The following is a 24,561-nucleotide window of genomic DNA, read 5'->3' as shown; positions in this document are numbered from 1 at the left end:
GCATCGTTCAACAGCCCGCACGGCGGTCTCGGCCCGATCGGCTGACCATATGGGTGATTGATGCAGCGCTTCCAACCGTTCCGTAGCCGAACTTTCGGTCTCGTCACGACCTTGTCATGGCTCGTCCTCCTCTCTTTCACGCCCGGCTACGCGCAGGATGCCTCGGAACAGGCGGGCGGCGAGCCGATCGAGATCGTCGCCTTCGGCGACAGTCTGACGCAGGGCTATGGTGTCGCGCCGGGCGAGGCGTTTCCCGAACAGCTTCAGGCCGCGCTGCGTGAGGACGGCTACGATGTCGAAGTCCTGAATGCCGGGGTTTCCGGCGATACGACGACGGGCGGGCTCTCACGGCTGGATTGGTCGGTGCCCGCGACGGCGGAACTGGTCATCGTCGAACTCGGGGCCAATGATGCGCTACGCGGGATCTCGCCCGAAATCACGCGGGACAATCTCGACCAGATCCTTCAGAAGCTGACCGATCGCGGTCAGGAGGTCGTCTTCACCGGGATGATGGCACCTCCCAATATGGGCTCGGACTATGCGGCAGAGTTCAATCCGATCTTTCCGGATCTTGCCGAAAAATACGACGTCACCTTCTATCCGTTCTTTCTGGAGGGGGTCGCGGCCGAACCTGAACTGAACCAGGACGACGGCATGCATCCGAACAGCGAAGGAGTGGCAAAGATCGTCGCGGAGATGAAGCCGGTGATCGAGAACATTCTTTCCGGCCTCGGCGAGAGCGTTCCGCAATCCAACTGAGAAGGTCGCGAGAGGGGCGAATTCCGGGCTTTCGCCACGTTCAAAGCTCAGCGCAGATACTTGTGCATGGCAGCAAGATGCGTTCACCAAATGCCGCCCAAAGCGCGCTGCGTCCTTGAAACGGGATTCTCGAGATGAAAGTGTCTCCTTGAGGCACCGACGCACGGAGGTCATCCGATGCCGCGACTGTTCACTGCCCTCGAGATCCCCCAGGATGTCGCCTTGTCCCTTTCGCTGTTGCGGGGCGGATTGCCCGCGGCACGGTGGATCGATCCGGAAAACTACCATCTGACCCTGCGCTTCATCGGCGACGTCGAGGCACGGATCGCCGACGAACTGGTGGCCGGACTCGACCGGATCGAGCGCTCTGGCTTCCAGCTGACGCTGAGAGGGCTCGCCGCCTTCGGCAACCGCAAGCCCCATGCTGTCTACGCCGAAGTCGCGCCATCGCCAGAGCTTCATGCTCTCCAGGCGGATATCGATCGGGCCTGCAAGCGGCTGGGGCTGGACAGCGACCAGCGCAAATTCGTGCCGCATGTGACGCTGGCGCGGCTGCGCCAGGCCAAACCGGCAGACGTCGCCCACTATCTGGCCCTGCGCGGCGGCTTCCAGAGCCGCAGTTTCGAGGTCAAGCGGTTCGGTCTGTTTTCCGCCAAGGATTCGGTCGGCGGCGGTCCGTATTTGCTGGAGGAGGCGTTCGATCTCCACGCGCCGGAAGCCGGGCGCCCGGTGCATGAGGAGGCCTTCGCCTACGCGCCGAACTATCGCTGACAGGGGCTAAGGGCCCGTCCGAAAAGGAAAAATCGAGCAATTCTCCGGGCACCGGGGCTTGAGCCACAGCGCCTGCTTCGCCATTTCTCTCATCAACGTGATGGGAGACTGTAATGTCGTTGGATGACCGCAAGATCGGCGAAATCCTGAGGATCGGCTCGCACAAGGAGCATAGCCGGCGCGAAAAGCGTGTGCGGTCCTCCTTCTTCGACACGGTGCGTCGTGCCATTCGCCACATCCCGTTTATGGAGGACGTGGTCGCCTCCTATTATTGCGCGCTCGACCCGGAGACGCCGAGCGCCACGCGCGGCATCCTGATTGCGGCCCTTGCCTATTTCGTGCTGCCGACGGATTTCGTGCCCGACATTCTCTTCGGCCTCGGTTTCACCGACGACATTGCCGTGCTGCTGGCGGCCTTCCAGGCCGTCCAGCACAACATCAGGCCCGAGCATTATGAACGGGCGCGTGAGACGCTGGCAGATCTGTAGCGTGCGCAAGCCTTTCCGTCCCGCGTGAAAGCGCGGTTCGGGTCAAACTGTTGCCGGATTCCTTTTCTTGTTCATAAGCCGTGATCGCCGGCGGAGGGGCGGGCATCCTGTCAAAACGGGTGGAGGTCCTGTCAGGGGCGGGGAGCGAACCGGGCCTCGCATACTTCGATCAGGCAATGCTGACCGGCCTGGCTGCCCTGACGATTGCAGAGATATGTCGCGAAGCCTTTTGCGGTTCTTTAACCATCGATAAAGGGGCCTCGATTAATGTTTTCAAAGTCATCGACCCTGGGCGGCCACCGAACGCGATTCCCGGTGCGACCGTCGCTTGAGATATGCACACCGGAGAGCAGGAAGCCATGAAATACAAGAACGTCCTGACCACTGCGGCGGCCATGCTGATCTGTTCGAGCGTTGCCAGCGCGGCACAGACCCCGACGCGCATGAACACGTTCAACGACTGGGGCACCTACTCCTACACGAGCTCGAACGGGAAGGTCTGCTACATCCTGTCGACGCCCAAGCAGAAGTTGCCGACCAATGTCGATCATGGCGACATCTTCTTCCTGGTCTCCCAGCGGCCCGGTCAGAACGTTTCCTATGAGCCCCAGGCCGTCATGGGCTACCAGCTCAAGGAAGGCTCGAAGGTCAATGTCGACGTGGACGGCAAGGACTACACCATGTTCGTCAAGGGCGAATCGGCCTGGATGGAGAACGCCGCCGAAGAGCCCCAGCTCGTGGCAGCGCTCAAGGCCGGCCGGACGCTGACTGTCGAAGCGACCTCGCGCCGGGGCACGAATACCAGCTACACCTATTCGCTGTCAGGTGTGACAGCCGCGCTGAACTCGATTCAGAGCTGCAATTAAAGCTCCTTCCGGCGATCCCTTGCGACTCTCGTCGCGGATCGCCGCAACACGCTGACCGTCCGGTTTCGCGCCAAAGCCCTGCATGCCATTGGCAGCGGGGCGTCGTAACGTTTGGTCAAAGCCAGATGTTGCGGGGAGCCGGGGCGCTGCCTATCTCCAATGGCATGATCGTCACCGCCGCCCGCCTCGCCCTTGCCGATATCCTGTCGCCGCCTTTCCGTGCCGCCTTGTGGAAGTCGCTCGGGCTGACCCTGATCGTGCTCATTGTCCTGTGGTTCGCGGTCGAGGCGGTGTTCGAATGGCTTGCGGTGCCGCTCCTGACGAACCTCTTTCCCGACGCGCCCGGCTGGGTCGATTCTGCCGGCACAGTCGCCGGCTGGGGGGCAGGGATCGCGCTTGCCATCGCGCTCGTCTTCCTGATCGGCCCCATCAGCGCGATCATTGCCGGCCTGTTCCTGGACGATGTCGCGGAGGTCGTCGAGAAGCAGTCCTATCCCAATACGCCGAACGGCCGTGCCGTCCCTTTCGTCCAGGGCGTGATCCTGTCGGCCAAATTCTTTGGCGTGGTCATCCTCGGCAATCTTCTGGCATTGCTTCTGCTCGTTGTGCCGGGCATCAACCTCGTCGCCTTCTTTCTGGTGAACGGCTATCTGGTCGGCCGGGAATATTTCGAGTTCGCCGCGATGCGCTATCGCTCGGAGGCCGAGGCGAAGGCGATGCGCGGGCGCCACGGCACGACGGTCTTCTTCGCCGGCCTCGTGGTCGCGCTGTTTTTGATGATCCCGATCGTCAATCTGCTGGCGCCGCTGTTTGCCGCCTCGATGATGGTGCATCTCCACCAGCGGATTTCGCTGAAGACAGGCGGGCTCCCGGCACCGGAACGGCGGGAGCCGCTCGCGGAGGGGCATAGCTCGGTTTGACGTCTGGGTGACGGTTCGACGTGAGGTCGCGGCTTGGCAATGACGAGGCGCGGGTGACTGCGAATCCCGTCATCCTCGGGCTTGTCCGAGGATCTACTGCCAGCGACGAGTCAAAATCGTTTCCGAATGCCTTTCCGCCCGAGGAGGGCCGTATGAACTCGCCTCGGTAGATCCTCGGGACAAGCCCGAGGATGACGACGTCGCAGCATGGGGCGCCACATCTCATGCCGCCGCCGCTATGACACCTCTGCTCTTCTAAGCCTTAGTATGCGCAATGTTTCCCGCCGCCTCACGCGAAAGGCCGCTCAACCCTCGCCGGGATCCTCGCCTTCGACGATCACCTTGCGGTGCTCCTGCGCTTTCAACTCGTCGAGCGCCGGCATGGACATGATGTTGTAGCCGGAATCCACATAGTGGATCTCGCCGGTCACGCCGTTGGCGAGTTCCGACATCAGGTAGAGGACCGCGCCGCCCACTTCCTCGATCGTCGTGTTGCGGCGCATCGGCGCGTTGCGGCGCTGATAGTTGAACATCAGCCTCGCATCCGAAACGCCGGCACCGGCCAGCGTGCGGACAGGGCCAGCCGAGACCGCATTGACGCGAATGTTGCGTGGGCCGAAATCGGCCGCGAGATAGCGCACCGACGCCTCGAGCGCCGCCTTGGCGACTCCCATGACGTTGTAGTTCGGCATGACGCGCACGGCGCCGCCATAGGTCATGGTGACCATCGACCCGCCATTCTCCATCATCTCGGCCGCGCGCTTGGCGACTTCGGTGAAGGAGAAGCAGGAAATCACCATCGTTCGGGTGAAATTTTCCCGCGTCGTGTCGGCGTAGAGACCCTTGAGCTCGCTCTTGTCGGAAAAGGCGATGGCGTGGAGAACGAAGTCGATCGAGCCCCATTCCTCCTTGAGCGCCGCGAAGACGGCGTCGAGGGATTGGGGGTCTTCGACGTCGCAGGGAAGAACGAGCTTCGTGCCGATTTCCTGTGCGAGCGGCTTGACGCGGCGGCCGAAGGCCTCGCCCTGATAGGTGAGCGCGACCTCTGCGCCTTGCCCGGCCAGCGCCTTGGCGGCGCCCCAGGCGATGGAGTTGTGGTTGGCGACGCCCATCACGAGCCCGCGTTTGCCTTGCATCAGATCGCCCATGGCGGTCGCCCTCTTCCTCAATCGGATACGCGTTGGAAGACAAGGCAGGCATTGGTGCCGCCAAAGCCGAAGGAATTGGAGAGAACCCGGTCGAGTTGGATGTCGTCGCGACGTTCCTGCACGATCGGCAGACCCTCGAATTCGGGATCGAGATTCTCGATGTGTGCGCTCTTGGCGATGAAGCCGTCGCGCATCATCAACAGCGAATAGATCGCCTCGTGCACGCCCGTTGCGCCCTGGCTGTGCCCGGTCAGCGACTTGGTTCCGGATATCGGCGGGATGCTCTCCCCGAACACCTCGCGGATCGCCTGGATTTCCATGCGGTCGCCGACGGTCGTCGAGGTGGCGTGCGGGTTGATGTAGTCGATCGGGCCGTCGAGGCGGCCCTTGAAACCGGAGAGGGCCTGGCGCATGCAGCGCACCGCGCCTTCTCCGGAAGGCGCGACCATGTCGGCGCCGTCGGACGTCGCACCGTAGCCGACCAGCTCACCATGGATCGTCGCGCCCCGTGCCTTGGCGCGCTCATACTCCTCCAGAACGAGAACGCCGGCACCGCCGGAGATCACGAAACCGTCGCGATCGGCGTCGTAGGCGCGCGAGGCGACGTCCGGGCGGTCGTTGTACCCGTCCGACAAGGCGCCCATGGCGTCGAACAGGTTCGAGAGCGACCAGTTGAGATCCTCGCAACCACCGGCGAACATCAGGTCCTGCTTGCCCATCATGATCTGTTCAGCAGCGTTGCCGATGCAGTGACTGGAGGTCGAGCAGGCCGAGGAAATCGAATAGTTGATGCCCTTGATCTTGAACCAGGTGGCGAGCGTCGCCGAGGCGGTGGAGGACATGGCCTTCGGCACCATGGTCGGTCCGACCCGCTTCGGGCCCTTTTCGCGGGTGATGTCGGCGGCGGTCACGATGGAGATGGTGGACGCGCCACCCGAACCCATCACGATGCCGGTTCGCTCGTTGGAGATCTCGTTCTCGCCGAGCCCGGCATCCTTGATCGCCTGATCCATGGCGATGTGGTTCCAGGCCGTGCCGCCGCCGTGAAAGCGCATGGCCCGGCGGTCGAGCACCGTCGTCGGATCGAGGGTCGGCTTGCCGTGCACCTGGCTGCGGAAGCCGAGTTCCTTGTATTCCTCGGAAAAGCTGATTCCGGAGCGTGCTTCCTTAAGGGAGCGCGCCACCTCCTCCACATCGTTGCCGATGGGGGAGACGATTCCCATTCCGGTCACGACAACCCGTCTCATCGCGCGCTTTCCTCTCTGTCCTGCCGGCAATGGTTCATGCGCTTGCGGCGGCTGCCGCCTGTTCGTCGGTAAACAGCCCGACGCGAAGATCGCTGGCCCGATAGATCTCCTCGCCATCGGCCTTCATCCAGCCATTGGCGATGCCGAGCTTCAGTCGGGAACGGATGACCCGACGGAACTCGACGCCGTACTCGACCGTCTTCACCTTCGGCGTGACCTGGCCGGAGAACTTGACCTCTCCGACGCCGAGGGCGCGCCCGCGACCCGGCTCGCCCAGCCAGCCGAGGAAGAAGCCGGTCAGTTGCCACAGAGCGTCGAGGCCCAGGCAGCCCGGCATGACCGGATCGCCCTGAAAATGGCACTGGAAGAACCACAGGTCCGGTTTGACGTCGAACTCCGCGGTGATCAGACCCTTGCCGTTCTCACCACCGGTCTCGTCGACCTTTGTGATGCGATCGAACATCAGCATCGGGGGCAACGGAAGCTGCGCGTTGCCGGCACCGAACAACTCGCCACGACCACAGGCGAGAAGGTCGTCGTAGTCGTAGGAGGATTTGCGCGCTGTCATCGGTGTTGGTTTTCCACCCTGTCGTTGGTCGGCCGTCATCTCCGCAACGGCCGGATTCGCTTGCGCCCTTAGCACGTCCGGTGCGGGGCTGAAAACCGCGATGGCGGACAGCTCCGAACAGGCCGGAACGCGAGGACCTGCGCCAGGGCTATGTGTGGCGGGAGAGGACGCATTTCGATAGGTTTGCGCCGTTTGTCGAAAATGACCGGCCCATGATCCGGCATATGGGTCGGATTTCCCAAAGGATTTGCGGACTGCATGTCACTTCTGCGTACCGTCTTGCCGTGGAGCCGCGCATCGAGCCTTGCGGCGCTTCTCCCCTTTTTTGCGCTTTCGCCGGCCGGCGCGCAGAGTTGGGGCTATGCCAATGGCACGGCAGGCTTGTCCGTCGAAGATCGCTTCACCGGACTGACGGTGGAATGCGCCGGCGCCGGGCTTGCCCTCGGCTTCTCCGGCTTCTCGACGCGGCTGCAGGCGGGCGCAGCCTATACGGTCGTGATCACCATCGATGGGATCGCCCGACGGTTCCGAGCGATCGCCTTCACGGGTGGCAGAGAGGCCGGATCGGTGCTGCGTGCGGCCGTCACCGGAGGTGAGGCGACCGATCTCGTCGAGGCGCTGCGAAGGGGGCGGAAGGCCGTCGTCGCGACGCCGGCCGGCCGTTACGAGGTGCCGCTGGCCGGCTCGGCCCAGGCACTCGAAAAGTTGCGCACCGGCTGCGGGTTCGCGGATTGAGGTGCGGCCTTGCCACGCCGGGGTTGCCCCGGCTGCGATAAAGCTGATAAATTTTGTCAACGTAATCGCTGTTTTTTGATGCTTGACACTTACCTATATGCTATGTCCAAGCATCGAAACGGCGTTGCCGCTTTTCTGCGGTGATCGAGACACCAATACCAAGCGTGGCATTGTCGGGAATGGAAAATCAGACGCGTAACCAGAGCTTTTGTGTGTTCGAGCGGCTTCGGTCGGTGGGCCTGCGGCCGACACGGCAGCGTGTTGCCCTGTGCAACCTGATGTTCGGCTCGGGCGATCGGCACCTTTCGGCCGAGGAGCTCTATGAGGAAGCGCACAAGGCCGGCGAAACCGTTTCGCTTGCCACCGTGTACAACACGCTTCACCAGTTCACCGATGTCGGTCTGGTCCGTCCGCTCTCGGCGGAAGGACAGCGCACCTATTTCGACACCAATACCTCCGATCATCACCATTTCTTCGTGGAAGAGGAAAACGAGATGATCGACATCCCGCGCAACACGTTGAAGTTCGACGATCTCCCCGAGCCGCCCGAAGGCATGGAAATCGTCAATGTCGACGTCGTGGTTCGTGTGCGCCGGAAGAAGGATGCCGAAGCGCGCAGCGCGGATTGAGACGGCGCGGCTCCGCCGCGACGAAACACCCTCTCTTGCTTTGTAAAGACCCGGCCGCTGACAAGCGATCGGGTCTTTTTTTGGCCTTTGGCCCCGCCGCGGCAAGAGGGGTGCAATTTCAATCAGGTTCCGGCCGTGGCGGGCGGCCAAGGGCGGATGGCATCGGCCAGCGCCCGGTGGGAGCGGCAAGGATCTCAGTGCCGACCCATCCTCGGGCTGCGATCGGCCTCCTTCGGTGCTCGACGACCGGCGTCTCAGCGGTCGAGAAGCACGATCTGAACCCGGCGGTTTTCGGCTGCCTCGGGAGCCCAGGGCGTCTTCAGATCCCGCTCCCCGCGCCCAGCCGTGACAAAGCGGTGGCGCGGCAGGCCGGAAGCCCGCACAAGGGCCTGGGCAAGCGCCTCCGAACGACGCTGAGAGAGTTCGAGATTGTAGGCGTCACTCCCGGCCGCATCCGTATGGCCCAGGAGTACGAAGCGCTTATCCGCGAGCCGCGGATCGCTGAGCGCCGCCGCAAGCTCGTAGATCTTGCCGTATTCCGAGGGCAGAGGCTGGGCGTCATTATAGGCGAACAGCACCTCGATATCGATCGAGGGAAGGGGCTTTGCCTTTTCGACCGCGATCGCCGCCTGACGGCGTTCCTGATCCCGCCGCTCCTGCGGCGTGGCTTCGGTCGCGGCGATCGGGGGCGGTGCCGGCTCCTCCTCGATGACGCCGAGATTCTGCAGATCATCCAGCGAAAAGCTCTTGGAGGATTTCTTGGCCTCGCCGGAGCAATTGTCGCCGCCGCTCACCAGGCAATCCCCGAGGCCAGTGGAGGCGTTGAGAAGCGAATCGTCCACTTTCGGCGCTTCGTAGGCGGTGGTGTTGGACTGGCCGGCTCCGGGTGCGATGGAATCGAGGTCGAAGCTGTCGAGCGACGTGCCCTGTGAAAGCGTCGGCGTCGCGGCGACACAGGTTGCCGCGAAGAGGGCGCCCGCCAGGGCGAGGCGGCGTCGAGACGACCTGACGGACGGGGCCGAGAGAGCCTTTCGAAGCCGGAGGTGCTGTTGCGTCTTCATCGACAAGTCTCCCTTCATTTCAATTGACCTTTTCGACCGAGCCGAAGGCATAGCCCACCCCGTTCGGAAGCGTCGCAGCCCCGGAGCGCTGGTCACTCGCAAGCCTGTCCCGGACGCCGCGCAGCCATTCGACCAGATCGCTCTGAGCGGGATTGACCACACAGCTCGAACAGAACAGCACGATCTTGTTCAGGCCGACGGGATCCTGCTCTTCGAGGTAGAGCTTGATCTTCGTCTCCGGCGAGGATTCATAGGAGATCGCGCCGGAAGGCTGTGATCCAAGTTCGAAGATCCGCAAGGGAACCGGCGTCACCTTGCCGGAGGCATAGGCGAAGAAGACCGGCTGGCATTGGCGGACGAGGCCCCGCAGCGAAAGCCGGTCGCCGGTCCGGGCGATCCGGGGCCCGACGGTGAAGTCGAGGATCTCGCCGCGTTCCTGACAGGCCGGCGCCGAGGACTGATCGAGCGTGGCCAGATCCTCTCCCGGTTCTGTGGCGTCCGGATCGTCGATCGGCTGCGGCACGGAGTTGACGGTTCCGTCCCGCGCCACGTCGGGCGCACCACCCGGCTCATCCGGATTGCCCGTGCTCGCGACCCGGTCGGCGCCGTCCCCGGCCTGACCCGTGTCGGCGGCGTTCTGGGGATCGGTGGGCGGGACTTCGCCGCCGTCGACCGGTGTCGCATCGGCCGTTGCCGGCGCCGGCCGACAGGCATCGAGATCCTGCGTCTCCGCGGCCACGGAAAAGCGCTGGCGCGACAGGACGCGACCCTTCGCGGTCAGCGAGACGAGAAGATCGAGCGTATTCTCCACACCTTCGGGAACGCTGTACTTGAGCGCCAGCGTGGCTGCGCCGTCGCCCTCGCCGGGCTCTTCGAGAAGGAAGTCCGGCAGGTTGCGGTCGGTCAGGCCGGCCGAGAAATTGACCTGGCCGTTGCCGTAATAGGCGTCTTCGAAACGGGAAACCGCCCGCGAGATATAGGGGCAGCTGTTGTCGGTCTGCGTGTCGAGCCAGATGCCGGTGACGCCTTTCAGCCTTGGCGCGAGGCTGTCGAGCGCCATTCCATAGGCGCCGTCGAGGGTGACGTAATCCCTGAAGCCGCGGCTGTCGCGAACCGGCTCCAGCGTGCCGAGATCGAGATTGAAGGTGATCGAGCGGTTGCAGCCATAGGCGCCCTCGGCGCCGCGTGCGAAGACCGCCATGTCGAGACGGGCGATGTTCGGCTCCGGGCGCGTCGCCTTGAGGACGATCGGCAGGGTCGAGGAGCCCAGGCGGGAGAGCGCGTTGGCGAGAGCGGTGCGGTCGCTGGCATCCTGCCCGGAGATCGGAGCGAGGGCGCCGGCGTTCTCGGCCGCGCTGACGTCGATCGAGACACGCCGTGCCTCGCGCAGGCCGGTCAGCACGGTCTGATTGATACGCTCGCGATCGTTCTGGGAAAAATGCGGGTCGGTGAAGGGCAGGCCGTAGAAGGTCACCGTGAAGGGCCGCGGCTCGCCCGGTCCGATGCAATTGCGGGTGAGAATGTCGGCGACCGTGTTCTGCAGCCGGTCCTCGATCAGGGCAAGGGTGTCGTCAGTCCCCTGGGCACGGGCCGTGCCGTTGACGCCTGCGACGAGCGGTGCCGAAAGGACCAGCATTATCACGGCGGATAGCATCCGGCGCGCCTCACCTCGGCCGATCCGGCTCTTCGACGTGGCGGCATCGTTGTTCTGGACCACCTGGCCTCCCCTTTTTTGATCTCGATACGCGAATTCGTCCGTCAGCGTATTGGAAACCCGAGATCGGTCATTGATCAAGCTTGGCGGCATGCGGACAGGCTGCCGGCCGTCATTTCTTGGCGCAAGGTAAACCGGCCGCCCCGAACCGCGCCGAGCATGCGATCTGGCCGATGAGTCTCTGAGCTTCCTGCGTGGCGCGGCCATCGGCCCCGAGCGCAAAGCCGATCCGGACAACGGCTGTGGCGTCGCCATCGAGAAGTGCGAAATTGTAGAAGCCGCTCTGGCGGTCGGCCTCGACACCGGAATAAACGAAGGAATCGTCGAAGTGTTTGTTATAGGTGAGCAGCCGCTGGTTCAGCCTGTCGCGACGCGCCGCTTCAGTGCTGTAAAGCGAAAACGAACCCACGGTGACCTCCACGTCGAGATCGCCGAATCGGTACAGCCTTCGGCTCTGGTCCTCGATCGTCGGCACGGCGTCTGAAATCACGGCCGCGCGGAGGCGCGAGAAGTCGGCGGTGCGGGGAGGCGTTGCTGCCGGGCCGCGAGTGAGTTGCGGCGTCGGGCGCGCTGCGATGCCTCTCTTGTCCGCTTCTATGGCGGCACGCACGGGTCCCGGCAGATCCGCAAGCCGCATCTGCTTCGGCAACAGCCAGGAAACCATTGGCGTCAGTCGCAGGATGCTTTGGGTCGCGCGTTGACCGTCATAGGCGGCCTGGTTCCAGCCGACCTTGGAAAAGACGAAGTTCGTGAAGGGCTCCGTATAGGTTTCGCTCACATCGTCCTTCCAGGCCATGCGCGCCAGCGAGATCGTGAAGTCGTCAGATGGAATGGCCTGGGATGCGTTGGCGCCGCAAAAGGCGATCGTCAATGGCCTGTCCGAAATCTCGAAGCCCAGGAAAGCCTCGCCGCTCCTGGTCTTGCCGGTCTGCGCTTCCCCATAGGATGACTCCAGATTGCTCGGCGCGTCGAGATCAGTGCCGTTATGGTGCGCAAGGAGCTTCAGGCAGACATTGTACGTGATCGCCCGACGGTCGAAGCCGAGGGTCGAAACCGGCACCGGTGGCAGCTCGCCCCTGAATGCCACCACATCGGCCACGGTCTCGATCGTCATCACTTCGTCCGGACCCATGGCGACGATCCGGTCGATGACCAGAGGATCGACGCCGAAGCTCGCGAGAAACCGCACCATCTTCGAAATGCCGAGCCGCAGGCCGGTCGCCTGGGTGCCCAGGCGTTCCTCCTCGGGCAAGGCGGCAATCGCCGCGTCGGAGAGGTAGGGCGAGTGGAAGCCGATCTGCCCGTCCGGCTCGACATAGCGGTCGATATAGGTGCCGACGCCGCCGGTCGGATGGAAGCTCGACCCGCCGAGCCAGGCGAGCGCGCAGGCCGACAGGCATAGGCTGCCGTTCTCGACGATGCTCGCAACCTGTTTCTCGCGCATGGTCTCGGCCAGCGCGATCCCTTCGGTGAACGAGCCGCCCGGGCTGTTCAGGCTCAGCATGGCCGCGGTATTCTGATAGTCGCACTCGCGACTCGCACAGACCTCGTCGATCAATGCGGCGAGCCGCTCGGCGTCACCCTTCTCGATCGGTCCTGATAACAGGATCAGCGGTTCGGATCGCGTTGCGCTGAATTGCTCACGCACCAGACGGAATTCGCCGGCCGCGGCCGAGGCTGCTGACAGAGCCCAGGCCGCGACAATGAAGAGGCTCACCACGAGGTGAATCAGGTTCGCCTGAGCATGATGGGCCGCATCTTTGGCCTCAGGCCCGCGGGACGCAGATCCGTTCGCGCCAAGCATCGACGTTTCGCACCCGGCATCTGGCATGTCAGAAAGCCGCATCGAGCCCACTCTCAAAGATTGTCGTCAAAGGCAAAGCTGCCGGGTCAAAGACAACGCCACCCAGCCTGCCATGAGGATATGACGTTCCATGCCGTAAGGGAAGAACGTGCTCTCAGCCCGAACGAATCGTCCCGGTCGCGGACATTGGTCGAGTGCGCCGCGCTCGAAGACGGCAAATCGAGTCCTGAATCGCTTCAACGTTGCGGAAAAGCGTCGGGCAGGGACAAGGAAAATTTATTAAACTGTTTACATAACCGATGCGCTTTGCAACCTGTTAGTAAGCATTCGAACCTAAATTTCCGCCGCGGCGGCCGTGATTCGCGTCGCGACAACGTTGGCACATGCCGCAAAAATCTGGAGGTCGAGGCGCTCATGGACACCCTGTCATCTGAGGCACTTCCCCTGGAAGCTTTGCTCGACGAGTCTTCATCGAAGGGCGGCGTATTCGAACTCGCTCCGCTCCCCCTCTGGCTCGAAGATTACAGCGGCGTGAAAGCCCTGATGGATCGGTGGCGGGCGGAAGGTGTCGTCTCCCTGCGCGAGCATCTCGAAGCCCGGCCGGATCTGGTCGAAGAGGCGGCCCATGCCATCCGCATCCTGGCGGTCAACGGTCCCACGCTCGAACTGTTCGAGGCCGCCGATTTCGACGAACTGACGGCCAATCTCGGTGTCATCTTCTCTCGTGAGATGTTCTCCACCCATATCGGGGAGCTCTGCCAGCTCTGGGACGGAGCCACCGGCTTCGAAAGCCAGGCCGTCAACTACACGCTGTCCGGCCAGCGCCGGGAGGTCCAGCTCAAGGCCCGCATCCTGCCCGATTACGAGGATGACTGGAGCCGGGTGCTGATTTCCACCGAGGACATCACCGAGCATGTCGAGCAACGCCGTCGTCTGGCCGACAAGGAGAACTTCGCCCGCGGCTTGTTCGAACACTCGCCGATCTCGCTCTGGGTGGAAGACTTCTCGACCGTGAAGGAACTGATCGATGGGGTGCGCGCAAGCGGCGTCGTCGATTTCCGCACCTTCACCGATGTGCATCCCGAATTCGTTCGCCGCTGCATGAGCGAGATCCGGATCATCGACGTCAATCGCCACACGCTCGAACTATTCGAGGCACCCAGCAAGGAGATGCTTCTGCGCCGGATCGGCGAGGTGTTTCGCGACAACATGGAACAGCCCTTCCGCGAACAGCTCATCGATCTGTGGAACGGCAAGCTCTTCCAGCAGCGCGAGGTGGTGAACTATTCGCTGTCGGGTGAAGAGCTTCATGTGCACCTGCAGTTCTCGGTATTCCCTGGGTGCGAGGACGACTGGTCCCTGGTGCAGGTCGCGCTGACCGACATCACGGCGCGCAAGAAGGCCGAGGCCTATCTCGAATTCCTCGGCAAGCACGACATTCTGACCAAGCTCTACAACCGCTCCTTCTTCGTCGACGAGCTCAATCGTCTGGAGCGCAAGGGGCCTTCGCCGGTGACGATCGTCATTGCCGATCTCGACGGGCTGAAGGCGGCCAACGACACGATGGGCCATGCCGCCGGTGACGCGCTGCTCAGGCGCGCGAGCGAAGTGTTCAAGGAAGGCGTCAAGAAGCCGGCGACCGTGGCGCGCATCGGCGGCGACGAATTCGCCGTTCTGATGCCGGGAAGCACGCTGGCGGAAGGCCGGCAAATGGTGGCCGAGCTTCAGGAACTCGTGGAGGTCAACAACCAGTTCTACAGCAATGCCCGCCTGTCCTTTTCCTTCGGACTCGCCACGGCGAAGGACGGCGAACGGCTGGAAGATGCGGTGATCCGCGCCGACGAGAACATGTACGCCGAAAAGCGCAGGCACTACGCCAAGCGCGCCGACAGCGGGACGGCCTCCGCCTCCTCATCGGTGCAATAGCCGCTCGGTCCGGGATCGCCGCTCACGGAGACCTTGCCGAGCGCTCGTCGCCTCCTGTATCTGCCCGTCCATGTCTAGGGCAGAAGATCCCATCGAGAACGGTCGGCGAGCGGCGTGACGCTGGAAAATCCTATCCTCATGGCCGTCATCGGCGGCGCCCATGGCATTCGCGGAGAGTGCCGCGTGCGCTCCTTTACCGAAGAGCCGGAGGCCTTCAGTGCCTACGGTCCGCTCTTCGACGCCAAGGGAAACCGTTACACGGTGAAGGCCGCCCGGCCGCAAAAGAACGTGCTTCTGGTCCGGTTCGAAGAGGTGGGCGACCGCAACCATGCCGAAAGGCTGAACGGGACCGAGCTCTTCGTCGACCGCGCGGTGCTTCCCGAGACCGAAGACGATGAAGAATTCTATCTGGAGGATCTCGTCGGTCTGGTGGCTTCGACGGCCGCCGGCGAGACCATCGGCGAGGTGGTCGCCGTCCACAATTTCGGTGCCGGCGACATCCTGGAGATCGCGCCACCCGAAGGCGCGACGGTGATGATCCCGTTTTCCGAAGCCGCCGTCCCCGCCCTCGACGTCGAGGCCGGAGTCCTGACGGTCGACCCGGTCGCGGCAGGCCTTGCTGCCGGGGAGGATGAAGAAGATGTCGAGGACGAGCGGAGATCGGTCGAAGCGGCGCGGGTCGCGCCCTCGCAGGACAGGAATGAGGAGGAATAGGCCATGATCATCGTTGCGGGCACCCTGCGCTTGAGCCCGGAAGATCTTGCCAGTGTCCGCGACGCGGCCAGGACCGTGCTGACGGAAACGCGCAAGGAGACGGGCTGCCGTGTCTATTCCTTTGCCGAAGACCTTCTGGAACCTGGCCTCGTGCGCATCTACGAGGAATGGGATACGCGCGCCGATCTCGATGCCCATGCCCGTGCGCCGCACATCGCCGACTGGCACAAGGTCCTCTCCGGGGTCACGATCCTCAAGCGTGAACTGAGCGTGATCGAGGCCGGTGCGGTCGAGCCACTCGGCTAGGCGTCCCATGGCGTTTCACGCGACGGTTCTGACGCTCTATCCCGAAATGTTTCCGGGTCCACTCGGCATATCGCTCGCGGGGCGGGCGCTGGAGCGAGGCGATGTCCGCCTCGAAACCCGGCAGATTCGGGATTTCGGCCGTGGCCGTCATCGCGCGGTGGACGATACGCCGTCAGGCGGCGGAGCCGGCATGGTGTTGCGGGCCGATGTCCTGGCCGAAGCGATCGATGCGGCTTCGCCCGCGGCGGACACGAGGCCACGGCTCCTGATGAGCCCGCGGGGACGCCCGCTCACGCAAGGATTCGTGCGGCAACTCGCGGCGGGGCCGGGCGCCGTGATCCTGTGCGGCCGTTTCGAGGGCGTCGACGAGCGGGTCATCGAAGGGCGGAATCTGACGGAAGTCTCGATCGGCGACTATGTGCTGTCGGGCGGGGAAATCGCCGCGTTGGTGCTGCTCGATGCGGTGATCCGGTTGCTTCCCGGCGTGATGGGGAACACGCTGTCCGGGGAGACGGAGAGCTTCGAGGAGGGGCTTCTCGAACATCCCCACTACACGCGACCGGCAGAGTGGGAAGGGCAACGCATTCCGGACGTTCTTGCCTCCGGCGATCACGGCGCCGTCGAGCGCTGGCGCCGCGCCGAGGCCGAGCGCATCACGCGCGAACGTCGGCCCGATCTGCTGGCTGCAAAAGGAAGCGGCGACTGAACGCCTCAGTCGCCGCCTTTCGAACTCTGCCTTCGTCTCCGCTCGAAAGCGGTGCTCTCACATCTTCATTGGCAGCGCGCGGTCGCTCAATGTCGCCGCCTGCCGGTGCCGGACGACTGCGGACTCTTGCGGCGGGCCGGCCGGCGCGGCTTGGTGCTGCGCGTCGCGCCCTTGGTTGTCGTCGCAGCGGCGGCCGGCTTGCTCTCGGCTTTGTCCTCTGCGGTCTTGGCCGTGTCTACGGCAGGCTTTGGCGCTGACTTGGCTTCCGCGGGTGCCGCCTCGCTCTTGGCTTCCTTGCCTGCGTCATTGGCTGGTGCCTTTTCCGCAGTCTTGGTGGCGGCAGTGGGCGCCTTCGCCTTTTCCGCCGGCTTGGCCGCTTCGGTCGATGCCGGTGCGGATTTCGCGGCGGCTGGAGTCGCTGGAGCCTTCCCGGGCTCGGCGGGAGCGACAGCTTCGGTCTTCAGCGCCGCGGGAGTTTCGAGCGTTGCGGTCTCCGAGGCTTCCGGCTCAGGCTGCGGCGCCGGCTGGGCCTCCATCGTCTTCGGACCGCTCGGATAGCTTTCCGTCCCGTTCGGCTTCTTCGCCTGGAAGGGAAGCCCGATCGGGGCCGAGAACCCGGCATTGTTGCCGCCGGCGAAGGAACCGAACGAATAGTTCGTGGCCTCCATGGCGCCTTCCATCATCGCCTTGGCCGGCGCGGTCATCACGCTCATCGCGGCGTTGAAGCTCGGCAGGCCGGCCGCGGCGTCGAAAGCGCTGTCGCCCGATTGCGAGAGGTTGCGCCCCAGCTTGCCGGCCTTGGCGACGCGTTCCGCATACGCGCCCATGCGCCGCGGCGTATGGTCGACATTGGCGTCTTCGCGCGGCTTCGTGGCGCCGGTGTGTGTGGTGCCATGGGTCAGGGCGAAGTCGACGATACGCGGGCAGATCTCGGCGCGGTAGCGCGAGCCGTTGAAGACGCCGTAATGGCCGACCTTCGCCTGGACGTAGTGGACGCGCTTCTCGCCGGGAATGTTGATGCACAGGTCCTGGGCGGCCTCGGTCTGGCCGACGCCGGAAATGTCGTCGTTCTCGCCCTCGACGGTCAGAAGTGCCGTGCGCTTGATGGCCGTCAGGTCGACGCGCCGACCGCGATGGGTGATCTCGCCCTTCGGCAGGGAATGCTTGATGAAGACGTGTTCCACCGTCTGGAGATAGAACTCCGCGGTCAAATCCATCACCGCATTGTATTCGTCGTAGAAGGTCCGATGCTTTTCGGCAGAGTCGCCGTCATCCTTCACCAGATGCCAGAAGAAATCCTTGTGCGCGATCACGTGGCGGTCGAGATTCATCGACATGAAGCCGGTGAGCTGCAGGAAGCCCGGATAGACCTGCCGCATGAAGCCGGACTGGGGAAACGGCACCGACATGATGACATTGTCGCGGAACCAGTCGATCCCCCGCTCTTCGGCGAGATCGTTGACCGCGGTCGGGTTGATGCGCGTGTCGATCGGCCCGCCCATCAGCGTCATGGTGGCCGGGGCGCAGGGATCCTCGTCCTCCTCCATCACGGCCGTCGCCATCAGAACGGGAACGGCGGGCTGGCAGACGCCGATCACATGGGTGTCCGGCCCGAGGACATGCAGCATGTCGATGATGTAGTCGACGTAATCGTCGAGATCGAACCGGCCCAGGGTCAGGGGAACGGTGCGCGCATCCTTCCAGTCCGTGATGTAGACTTCGGCATAGGGTAGGAGCGCTTCGACCGTGCCGCGCAGGAGCGTGGCGTAGTGTCCCGACATGGGTGCCACGATCAGGATGCGCGGGTCCTTGCCGTGATTCTTCGGCAGTTCCCGTTCGAAATGCAAGAGATCGCAGAACGGCTTGGAGAGGATTGGCTTGTCGGTGACGGGCACACGCTGGCCCTTGATGAAGGTCTCGTAGAGACCGAATTCCGGCTTGCCGTAGACGCGCGTCGTGCGTTCGAACAATTCGGCCATGGCCGCCATCGACCGCCCGGCCGTGGTGTGGGACAGCGGATTGAGCGGGTTCTGGTAAAACAGCCGGGTAGCATCCGCGACAGCACGAAACGGCGTCAGCGCAGCGTGATTCCATTCATAAAGTTGATACAACATGGCTTTTGCCTTCCGTTTGCGTCAAATATAGCAATTTTTGCTGCAATGCACAAATTTCGAGTGGGTCGTCTCGCCTCGGATCGGGTCGACGGTTACTACTAAAAACCCAGAACTCGCCGCTCTTCCGCCGTCCAGTTCGTGTCAGCTTCGAGTTCGGTTTGTCGTCAAAGCCATTTGACATGGATTGCCCGCGGCAAGGATGTCTTGAGCGCGTTTGCTTCTTCCGCGACCATCTCCTCGATACTAGGCGTCCAATCCTTTCGTGAAACCTTCATGAAACCGTGTCGGACATGAGAGGGCGGATCGACCTGCGAGTCCAGTGGGGCTCTGAGAGCGATCGCGCGATGGTGGAACCAGCGTGCTCTCTCCGTCACACAGACGAGGAGCGCGTCTTCGAGACTGGCCTGCGGACGGTCGGGATCGACCATGATTTCGGATATCCAGTAGAGATCGATCCAACCCCCGGCCGCCGCATAACCGGCAATCTCGCCTGTGGCCTTTTCTTCTGCGACGTAGATCTCGCGGGTCACGAGGAAGGTGACGAAGTCGGAAAGGCTGATGGCCGGGGCAGTCGCCGTGTCGATGGCGGCCATGAGCACGCGCCCCCGCAAAGCATGGAGGGCAGGGGCTTCGCCCGGCTCCATCATGCGAATGCGATAGCCTTTCGGGGCCATGCCCTTGAAGGGTTTGCGTCCTGGCTTGGCTGTGGCCGTCTCCGCCTCCTGCTGCAGTCATGCCTGACGCGACCATCTCGGGCCATGTGACCGCGCGGCAAGGGGGCCGCTTTCACAGAACCCTTCGGCCGGAAACACAGGCGATATGACGTAGGGTCGCCGAGAGCCGTTGCCGTTCCGCGCATGATCTGGTCTGATCCTTCCAAGATGTTCCTGACAAGGTCCGGCCACTGCAACATCGCGGTGACCGGAGAGCGCAGGAAGACGTCAATTGGAGGACGGCGAGGCAAGAGCTGGGACCATGATGATACAAGCTCTGGCAAGAGGTCTTCTGTTGGTGACCTTCTTCTACACGGCTCTGCCGGCCGCTGCGCAGCAGGCCTTGCCCGCATGGCAAACGACGACGATCATCAACTTCCTGGCCTTGCAGACGAAGCCCCAGTGTTTCCCTGGCTCGGAGCGGGTGAGGAGCGTGCATATTCTCGGCGTGACCGGCGAAGCGGTGAAGATCGAACACGCCGCGCAGATCGAGATCCTGAACCAGCTCCTGCAACTCGTCTCCACCCAGTCCGGCGCCCGGATCACCAAGGCGGATTCCTTCCGTTTCATCGCCACGAGCGGCACGGATTTCAGCGAAGCAAAGGTGCGCGAACTCCAGACGCTGATCGACGGCGCCTCGGATGCGGATGTCACGATCCTCCTGCGCCCCTACCGCGAAGTGGGACGCAACGTCGACACCGAGATCATTCTCTGGGCACGGGGGGCGGGCAAGGACGGCCGGCGCGAGATCCAGTGCACGCCCTCCTTCAGCGTGACCATTCCCGTCACCCATGTGGATCCACGCTGCGATGCGGCCTACCAGTCGGCCGTCGAGAAGGGCTCCCTCGATCTTTTGCAGAGCTTTGTCGCCTTCTTTCCTGATTGTCCCCAAGTGGGCGAAGCCACCAGCCGGATCGCCGAACTCAAGGCGGTGGAGAAGGGATTGCAGTGCGAGCGGAGCCTCGCCATCGCCCAGGCCAAGAACACGGCGGCAGCGCTGACGGAATATCTGGAGACGACCGACTGTCCGGGCCAGAACTCGGTCAAGGTGCTGCGCGATCGCCTTTTGAACAACGAGCGCTGCGACACCAATTTCACCGCGGCCAAACGCACCAATACGAGCGAAGGCTTCGAGCGCTTCATCATCGAGAACCGCGATTGCAGCCTGCAGGTGGAAAACGCCCAGATCCAGATCCAGCTGATCAAGACACGGGATCGCCAGGTGCCGGCACCGGTGACGCCCAGTCCCGCGCCGCAGCCCGCGCCCGTCCTCCAGCCCCAACCCAAACCGCGTTTCGTCTCGCCGAGTTTCGATTGCCGCAAGGCCGGCACAGCGACGGAATTCGCCATCTGCGGCAATGCCGAACTCGCCACGCTCGACCGCGAACTCAGCCAAAGCTATGCCAGCACGCGCGGCCGGGTCGGCGCGAGGGACCGGCAATATCTGACCGAGGAGCAGAAGAGCTGGATCGCCCGTCGCGATTCCTGTGGCAACGATGCGGGCTGCATCGCCCGGTCGATTCGTGAACGGATCGACGAGTTGTCCTGGTGGAGCCGATAGGCCGAACCCGGCGGTTCGCCGCTCCCGGCTTCATCTCCCACCTGCTGATGCGCAGACCGCCGCGCTTCCCGATCAGCTTGCCCGCTTGAGGCTCGCCGAGCGATCGACAAGAAGCCGTTTCGCCATCTCGAAGGAGAGCGGCGGCGAGAAGGCAAAGCTCTGGGCGTACTCGCAATTGAGCTGGCGCAGCTGGACGATGTCGGTCTCGCTCTCGGCGCCTTCGGCGACGACCTTCAGACCGAGGTCATGCGCCATGGTGACGATCGAATGCAGGATGATCGGGCGCTGCGGGCGATTGTCGTTGCGCAGGAACGACTGGTCGACCTTGAGCGTGTCGAAGGGAAAGCGCATCAGATAGGCGAGCGACGAATAGCCGGTTCCGAAATCGTCGAGCGACAGGCCGACGCCGAGATCCTTCAACCGGCTCAGCAACTGTGCCGAGCGCTCCGGATTGTCCATGACCATGGATTCGGTCAGTTCCAGCTTCAGGGTCGCCGGCGGCAGCTTGTAGCGCTCCAGCGCCGCCTTCACGTCGGCGATCAGATCCTGGCGAATGAGTTGTCGGCTCGAAATGTTCACCGACATGAAGAGCTTCTCGGCGGACGTCGCGCGATGAAGATCGCTGAGACGCTTCGCCGCTTCCTCCAGCGCGAACTGGCCGAGCGGCACGATCAGGCCAGTGCTTTCGGCGATCGGCACGAATTCCGCCGGCGAGATCGCCCCTCGCTTGGGATGCTCCCAGCGCAGCAGCGCTTCGAAGCCGGCGACCTTCTCGTTGTCGAGATGAACGATGGGCTGGAAGGCGAGGGACAATTCCGAGCGCTCGAAAGCTCGGCGCAGATCTGATTCGAGCTGCAGGCGGCCCGATCCGATGGTCTTGTAGGCCGGGCGGAAGGGTTCGATCCGGTCGCCGCCGAAGCGCTTCGCCTGATACATGGCCAGTTCGGCCTCCTTGAGAACGTCTTCCGCCATGGCGCCTTCGGCCCAACCGCTGAGGCCGATGGAGCCGGTCAGCACGATCTCGCGGCCAGCCAGCGAAATCGGGGCCTTGATCGCCTCGCGCAGTTCCTCGGCGAATTCCGCGACCGCAGCCACCTCGGTCTTGGAGATGAGGATCAGGCCAAACTGGTCACTGCCGAGGCGGGCGAGTGAATCCTGCGGGTTGATGATGCGCTTCAGCCGGCGGCCGACGGTGAGAAGGATCGTGTCGCCCACCGCCAGACCGAAATCGTCGTTCACCTGCTTGAAGCGGTCGATGTCGATGACGAAGAGCGTTGGCCGGACATCGGGCCGCGAGGCGGCGAGGATGCCAATCGCCTCCATACGGTCATTGAAGAGTTCGCGATTTGGCAAACCCGTCAGCTGGTCGTGCAGCGCATCGTGGAGAAGCCGCTCCTCGGCCTTCTTGCGCCCGGTCACGTCCTTCAGCGTGCCGACACAGCGCACCACCTCGCCATCGGATCCGAGCACCGGCCGTGCCCGCAGCGACATCCAGTGATAGTGCCCGTCCTCATCGCAGACCCGGAATTCCTGGTCGATCCGGCCGCGGCGGTGTTCCAGTATGGTGTCGAAGGTGAGCTTGAAGCGGTCGCGATCGTCGGGATGGAGGATCGGCAGCCAGTCTCGCGCCGGCCCGTTCATCGCGGCGATCGGCATGCCGCTCAACACGTCGTCCTCCGCGCCGGTGAAGATCCGGTCGCGGGAGACGTCCCAGTCGAAGACTGCATCACCCGCACCGGCGAGTGCCAGCGAGCGCCGCTCCATGTCTGACAGGAGCCCCTGCGCGAAAGTGCCGCCGGCAAAGGCATGCTGCATGACCGTAAAGCCGATCAGAAGTACGATCAGGACGAGGCCGCCACCCAGCGCCGGCTGGATGATGTCGTTGTCGATCTGGCCGGTTACCGTCATCCAGCTGGCCGCAAGCCAGAGGATGATCAGGCACCAGGTGGGCACGAGCATGACCGCGCGGTCGAAGCCCTGGAAGGAAAAGCCGGCGATCAGCGCGAGCCCTATACCGGCCGTCGCCGCCAGCGAAAGCCGGGCGATGCCGGAGGCGACGATCGGTTCGAACACGGCCAGCGCACCGAGCCCAGCCAGCATCGCCAGCCAGATCAGGAGCGAGATCGACAGCGCCCGGTGCCAGCGATTGAGGTTGAGATAGGCAAACAGGAAGACTGCGAGGGTGAAGGCGAGTGCCACCTCCGTGCCCGCGCGCCAGATCGTCTCCTGTCCGGGCTGAAGCGGAACGAGCTTCTGCCAGAAATCGAAGTCGATGCAGATATAGGCGAGTACCGCCCAGGCGAGCGCGGCGGCGGCCGGAAACATCGCCGATCCCTTGACCACGAAGAGGATCGTCAGGAACACCGCGAGAAGGCCGGCGATGCCCAGCACGATGCCGCGATAGAGCGTGAAGGCGTTGACGGTGTCCTTGTAGGCGTTGGGCTCCCACAGCCGCAGTTCCGGCAGCCGGGAGGAGGTGAGTTCGGCGACGAAGGTCACGACCGAACCCGGGTCGAGGGTCACCAGAAAGACGTCGGCGTCGGTGCTCGCCTGCCGCTCCAGGGCAAAGCCCTGTGAGGGGGTGATCGAGGCAATGCGTTGGGAGCCGAGATCCGGCGACAGGATGCCGGAATCGACAAGGCGGAAATGCGAGGCAACGACCAGTCGGTCGAGCTGTTCGTCGGTGTTGTTGGCAAGCGCGAACACGGCCCAGTCACCGGAGGCCTGCGCCGACTTGGCTTCCACCTCGATGCGGCGCACGATCCCGTCGGCGCCGGGCACGGTGGTGACCTGAAAGCTCCGGCCCTGGCCGTAATAGATGTCGGCGGCCGGCTTCAGGTCGATTGCGGTATCGTCACGCGATACGCCGACCGGCTCCAGAGCGTAGGCCGAAGAAAGCTGGGCGAAGGCGACGAGAAAGGACGCGACGAGCAGCTTGAGGATAAAACGCGAAACGATACAGTGCATGCCCCCCGGCACTTTCTTTTCTTGGCCCGGACGGAGGCCGCGCCGAACCCCGTCGCGCTCCTCCACAGGAAACATTCGCCCGCGATCGATCGCCCATGATCCGACGCGCCCACCCGCCCCGACATGTCATGCCGGGACGAACGGATGCGCCAAGACCGCGCGCCGATCACGTCCATTCGAACCGTTTACGACACGGACACGCGATCGCCTTGATGCCGCGAAGTGGGATCGCCTGTCTGCGTCACGGCACTAGCCGTCGAACGCGACCATTGTTCGGCAAGAAGAGCATATAAGCAATGGTCTTCCCACCGCCCTGCGATCTTAAGGTAACCGCGCAGGTGGCCTTCGTGGGAGAATCCACAACTCTCCAGCAGGCGGATCGAACGTTCATTGCGCGGCAGGCAGGCCGCCTCGATCCGGTGGAGCCCCTCGATGTCGAAGGCGAAAAGCTTCACCGCCTCGACGGCGCGCCGCATGTGGCCCTGGCCGGCATGGCGCTCGCCCATCCAGTAGCCGAGCGTGCAGGACTGGGCGACACCGCGGCGGATGTGGCCGACCGTCACGCCGCCGAAGAGTGTCGTCTCAGCAGCGTCGAAGATGAAGAAGGAATAGCCGCTCCCTTCCCGGGCCTCCTGATTGTAGCGGCGGATGCGCCGCCGGTAGGCTGGCCAGGAGAGTTCGTCCAGCGTCCACATCGGCTCCCAGGGGCGCAGGAAGTCGCGGCTTTCCTCACGCAGATTGCGCCATGCAGGAAAGTCCGTATGGCGCGGCAGCCGCAGGAGAACGCCATCGCCCGTCAGGACCGGCGCGGAACTTCCCATGAAATGGTCGATCAGGCCCATCG

General features: G+C 63.7%; 21 protein-coding genes and 1 pseudogene. 12 read left to right on the top strand and 10 right to left on the bottom strand.

The window, feature by feature from the left end:
• Positions 1–60 precede the first annotated feature (60 nt).
• The 5 genes from MF134_RS16175 (at position 61) to MF134_RS16155 (ending at position 3,804) form a co-directional block, all read left to right on the top strand.
• The gene (locus tag MF134_RS16175; protein WP_255340496.1) at positions 61–759 is read left to right on the top strand and encodes an arylesterase; all 699 of its coding nucleotides are present in this window, start codon (positions 61–63) and stop codon (positions 757–759) included.
• 177 nt (positions 760–936) lie between these two features.
• The gene (gene thpR / locus MF134_RS16170; RefSeq protein ID WP_255340495.1) at positions 937–1,530 is read left to right on the top strand and encodes an RNA 2',3'-cyclic phosphodiesterase; all 594 of its coding nucleotides are present in this window, start codon (positions 937–939) and stop codon (positions 1,528–1,530) included.
• Between the two features lie 119 nt (positions 1,531–1,649).
• On the top strand, positions 1,650–2,018 hold the full coding sequence (locus tag MF134_RS16165; RefSeq protein WP_255340547.1) for a YkvA family protein: 369 nt from the start codon (positions 1,650–1,652) through the stop codon (positions 2,016–2,018).
• 359 nt (positions 2,019–2,377) lie between these two features.
• Positions 2,378–2,884, top strand: a complete 507-nt coding sequence (locus tag MF134_RS16160; protein WP_255340494.1) for an invasion associated locus B family protein — start codon at positions 2,378–2,380, stop codon at positions 2,882–2,884.
• Between the two features lie 164 nt (positions 2,885–3,048).
• Positions 3,049–3,804, top strand: a complete 756-nt coding sequence (locus MF134_RS16155; protein ID WP_255340546.1) for a sulfate transporter family protein — start codon at positions 3,049–3,051, stop codon at positions 3,802–3,804.
• Between the two features lie 305 nt (positions 3,805–4,109).
• On the opposite strand, the gene fabI is transcribed toward MF134_RS16155, so the two are convergent.
• Genes fabI through fabA form a run of 3 tightly spaced genes read right to left on the bottom strand, consistent with a single transcriptional unit; the run spans position 4,110 to position 6,767 of the window.
• A complete protein-coding gene (gene fabI / locus MF134_RS16150; protein ID WP_255340493.1) occupies positions 4,110–4,952 on the bottom strand; it encodes an enoyl-ACP reductase FabI in 843 nt (280 codons plus the stop codon).
• A gap of 17 nt (positions 4,953–4,969) precedes the next feature.
• Positions 4,970–6,199, bottom strand: a complete 1,230-nt coding sequence (gene fabB, locus MF134_RS16145; protein WP_255340492.1) for a beta-ketoacyl-ACP synthase I — start codon at positions 6,197–6,199, stop codon at positions 4,970–4,972.
• Between the two features lie 34 nt (positions 6,200–6,233).
• Positions 6,234–6,767 carry a 3-hydroxyacyl-[acyl-carrier-protein] dehydratase FabA gene (gene fabA / locus MF134_RS16140; protein ID WP_255340491.1) on the bottom strand — a complete coding sequence of 178 codons (534 nt, stop codon included), beginning with the start codon at positions 6,765–6,767 and terminating at the stop codon, positions 6,234–6,236.
• A gap of 258 nt (positions 6,768–7,025) precedes the next feature.
• Between fabA and MF134_RS16135 the strand changes: the two genes are divergently transcribed.
• Together MF134_RS16135 and irrA are read left to right on the top strand one after the other, a co-directional pair.
• Positions 7,026–7,502 (top strand): hypothetical protein, encoded by a 477-nt coding sequence (locus tag MF134_RS16135; RefSeq protein ID WP_255340490.1) that lies wholly within the window; start codon positions 7,026–7,028, stop codon positions 7,500–7,502.
• Positions 7,503–7,681: 179 nt separating this feature from the next.
• Positions 7,682–8,131 carry an iron response transcriptional regulator IrrA gene (gene irrA / locus MF134_RS16130; RefSeq protein ID WP_255340489.1) on the top strand — a complete coding sequence of 150 codons (450 nt, stop codon included), beginning with the start codon at positions 7,682–7,684 and terminating at the stop codon, positions 8,129–8,131.
• A gap of 254 nt (positions 8,132–8,385) precedes the next feature.
• Here the strand turns inward: irrA and MF134_RS16125 are convergent, their stop codons facing one another.
• From MF134_RS16125 to MF134_RS16115, 3 genes are all read right to left on the bottom strand, one after another.
• Positions 8,386–9,192, bottom strand: coding sequence for an OmpA family protein (locus tag MF134_RS16125; RefSeq protein WP_255340488.1), 807 nt, complete (start codon positions 9,190–9,192; stop codon positions 8,386–8,388).
• 19 nt (positions 9,193–9,211) lie between these two features.
• Positions 9,212–10,909: a hypothetical protein gene (locus tag MF134_RS16120; protein WP_255340487.1), complete on the bottom strand. Its 1,698-nt coding sequence runs from the start codon at positions 10,907–10,909 to the stop codon at positions 9,212–9,214.
• Between the two features lie 109 nt (positions 10,910–11,018).
• Positions 11,019–12,710 carry a COG3904 family protein gene (locus MF134_RS16115; protein WP_255340486.1) on the bottom strand — a complete coding sequence of 564 codons (1,692 nt, stop codon included), beginning with the start codon at positions 12,708–12,710 and terminating at the stop codon, positions 11,019–11,021.
• Positions 12,711–13,124: 414 nt separating this feature from the next.
• Between MF134_RS16115 and MF134_RS16110 the strand changes: the two genes are divergently transcribed.
• From MF134_RS16110 to trmD, 4 genes are all read left to right on the top strand, one after another.
• Positions 13,125–14,636 (top strand): sensor domain-containing diguanylate cyclase, encoded by a 1,512-nt coding sequence (locus MF134_RS16110; RefSeq protein ID WP_255340485.1) that lies wholly within the window; start codon positions 13,125–13,127, stop codon positions 14,634–14,636.
• Between the two features lie 138 nt (positions 14,637–14,774).
• Complete coding sequence (rimM, locus tag MF134_RS16105; RefSeq protein ID WP_255340484.1) at positions 14,775–15,350, top strand: ribosome maturation factor RimM; 576 nt, start codon at positions 14,775–14,777, stop codon at positions 15,348–15,350.
• A gap of 3 nt (positions 15,351–15,353) precedes the next feature.
• Positions 15,354–15,656: a putative quinol monooxygenase gene (locus MF134_RS16100; RefSeq protein ID WP_255340483.1), complete on the top strand. Its 303-nt coding sequence runs from the start codon at positions 15,354–15,356 to the stop codon at positions 15,654–15,656.
• 7 nt (positions 15,657–15,663) lie between these two features.
• The gene (gene trmD / locus MF134_RS16095) at positions 15,664–16,362 is read left to right on the top strand and encodes a tRNA (guanosine(37)-N1)-methyltransferase TrmD (protein ID WP_255340482.1); all 699 of its coding nucleotides are present in this window, start codon (positions 15,664–15,666) and stop codon (positions 16,360–16,362) included.
• Between the two features lie 893 nt (positions 16,363–17,255).
• Here trmD and MF134_RS16090 read toward each other — a convergent pair.
• A pseudogene (locus tag MF134_RS16090) lies at positions 17,256–18,476 on the bottom strand (polyhydroxyalkanoate depolymerase); the annotation flags it as partial.
• Positions 18,477–18,640: 164 nt separating this feature from the next.
• Positions 18,641–19,150: a GNAT family N-acetyltransferase gene (locus tag MF134_RS16085; RefSeq protein ID WP_255340481.1), complete on the bottom strand. Its 510-nt coding sequence runs from the start codon at positions 19,148–19,150 to the stop codon at positions 18,641–18,643.
• Between the two features lie 301 nt (positions 19,151–19,451).
• Between MF134_RS16085 and MF134_RS16080 the strand changes: the two genes are divergently transcribed.
• On the top strand, positions 19,452–20,750 hold the full coding sequence (locus MF134_RS16080) for a lysozyme inhibitor LprI family protein (RefSeq protein ID WP_255340480.1): 1,299 nt from the start codon (positions 19,452–19,454) through the stop codon (positions 20,748–20,750).
• Positions 20,751–20,822: 72 nt separating this feature from the next.
• On the opposite strand, the gene MF134_RS16075 is transcribed toward MF134_RS16080, so the two are convergent.
• Positions 20,823–23,717: an EAL domain-containing protein gene (locus tag MF134_RS16075; protein WP_255340479.1), complete on the bottom strand. Its 2,895-nt coding sequence runs from the start codon at positions 23,715–23,717 to the stop codon at positions 20,823–20,825.
• Positions 23,718–23,902: 185 nt separating this feature from the next.
• Positions 23,903–24,538, bottom strand: coding sequence for a GNAT family N-acetyltransferase (locus MF134_RS16070; RefSeq protein ID WP_255340478.1), 636 nt, complete (start codon positions 24,536–24,538; stop codon positions 23,903–23,905).
• Positions 24,539–24,561: the final 23 nt, after the last annotated feature.

The sequence above is a fragment of the Jiella marina genome, from assembly GCF_024359545.1.
Lineage (GTDB): Bacteria > Pseudomonadota > Alphaproteobacteria > Rhizobiales > Rhizobiaceae > Jiella.
The sequence above is the reverse complement of the archived record's forward strand: the minus strand, read 5'-3'. Positions and strand labels throughout refer to the sequence as shown.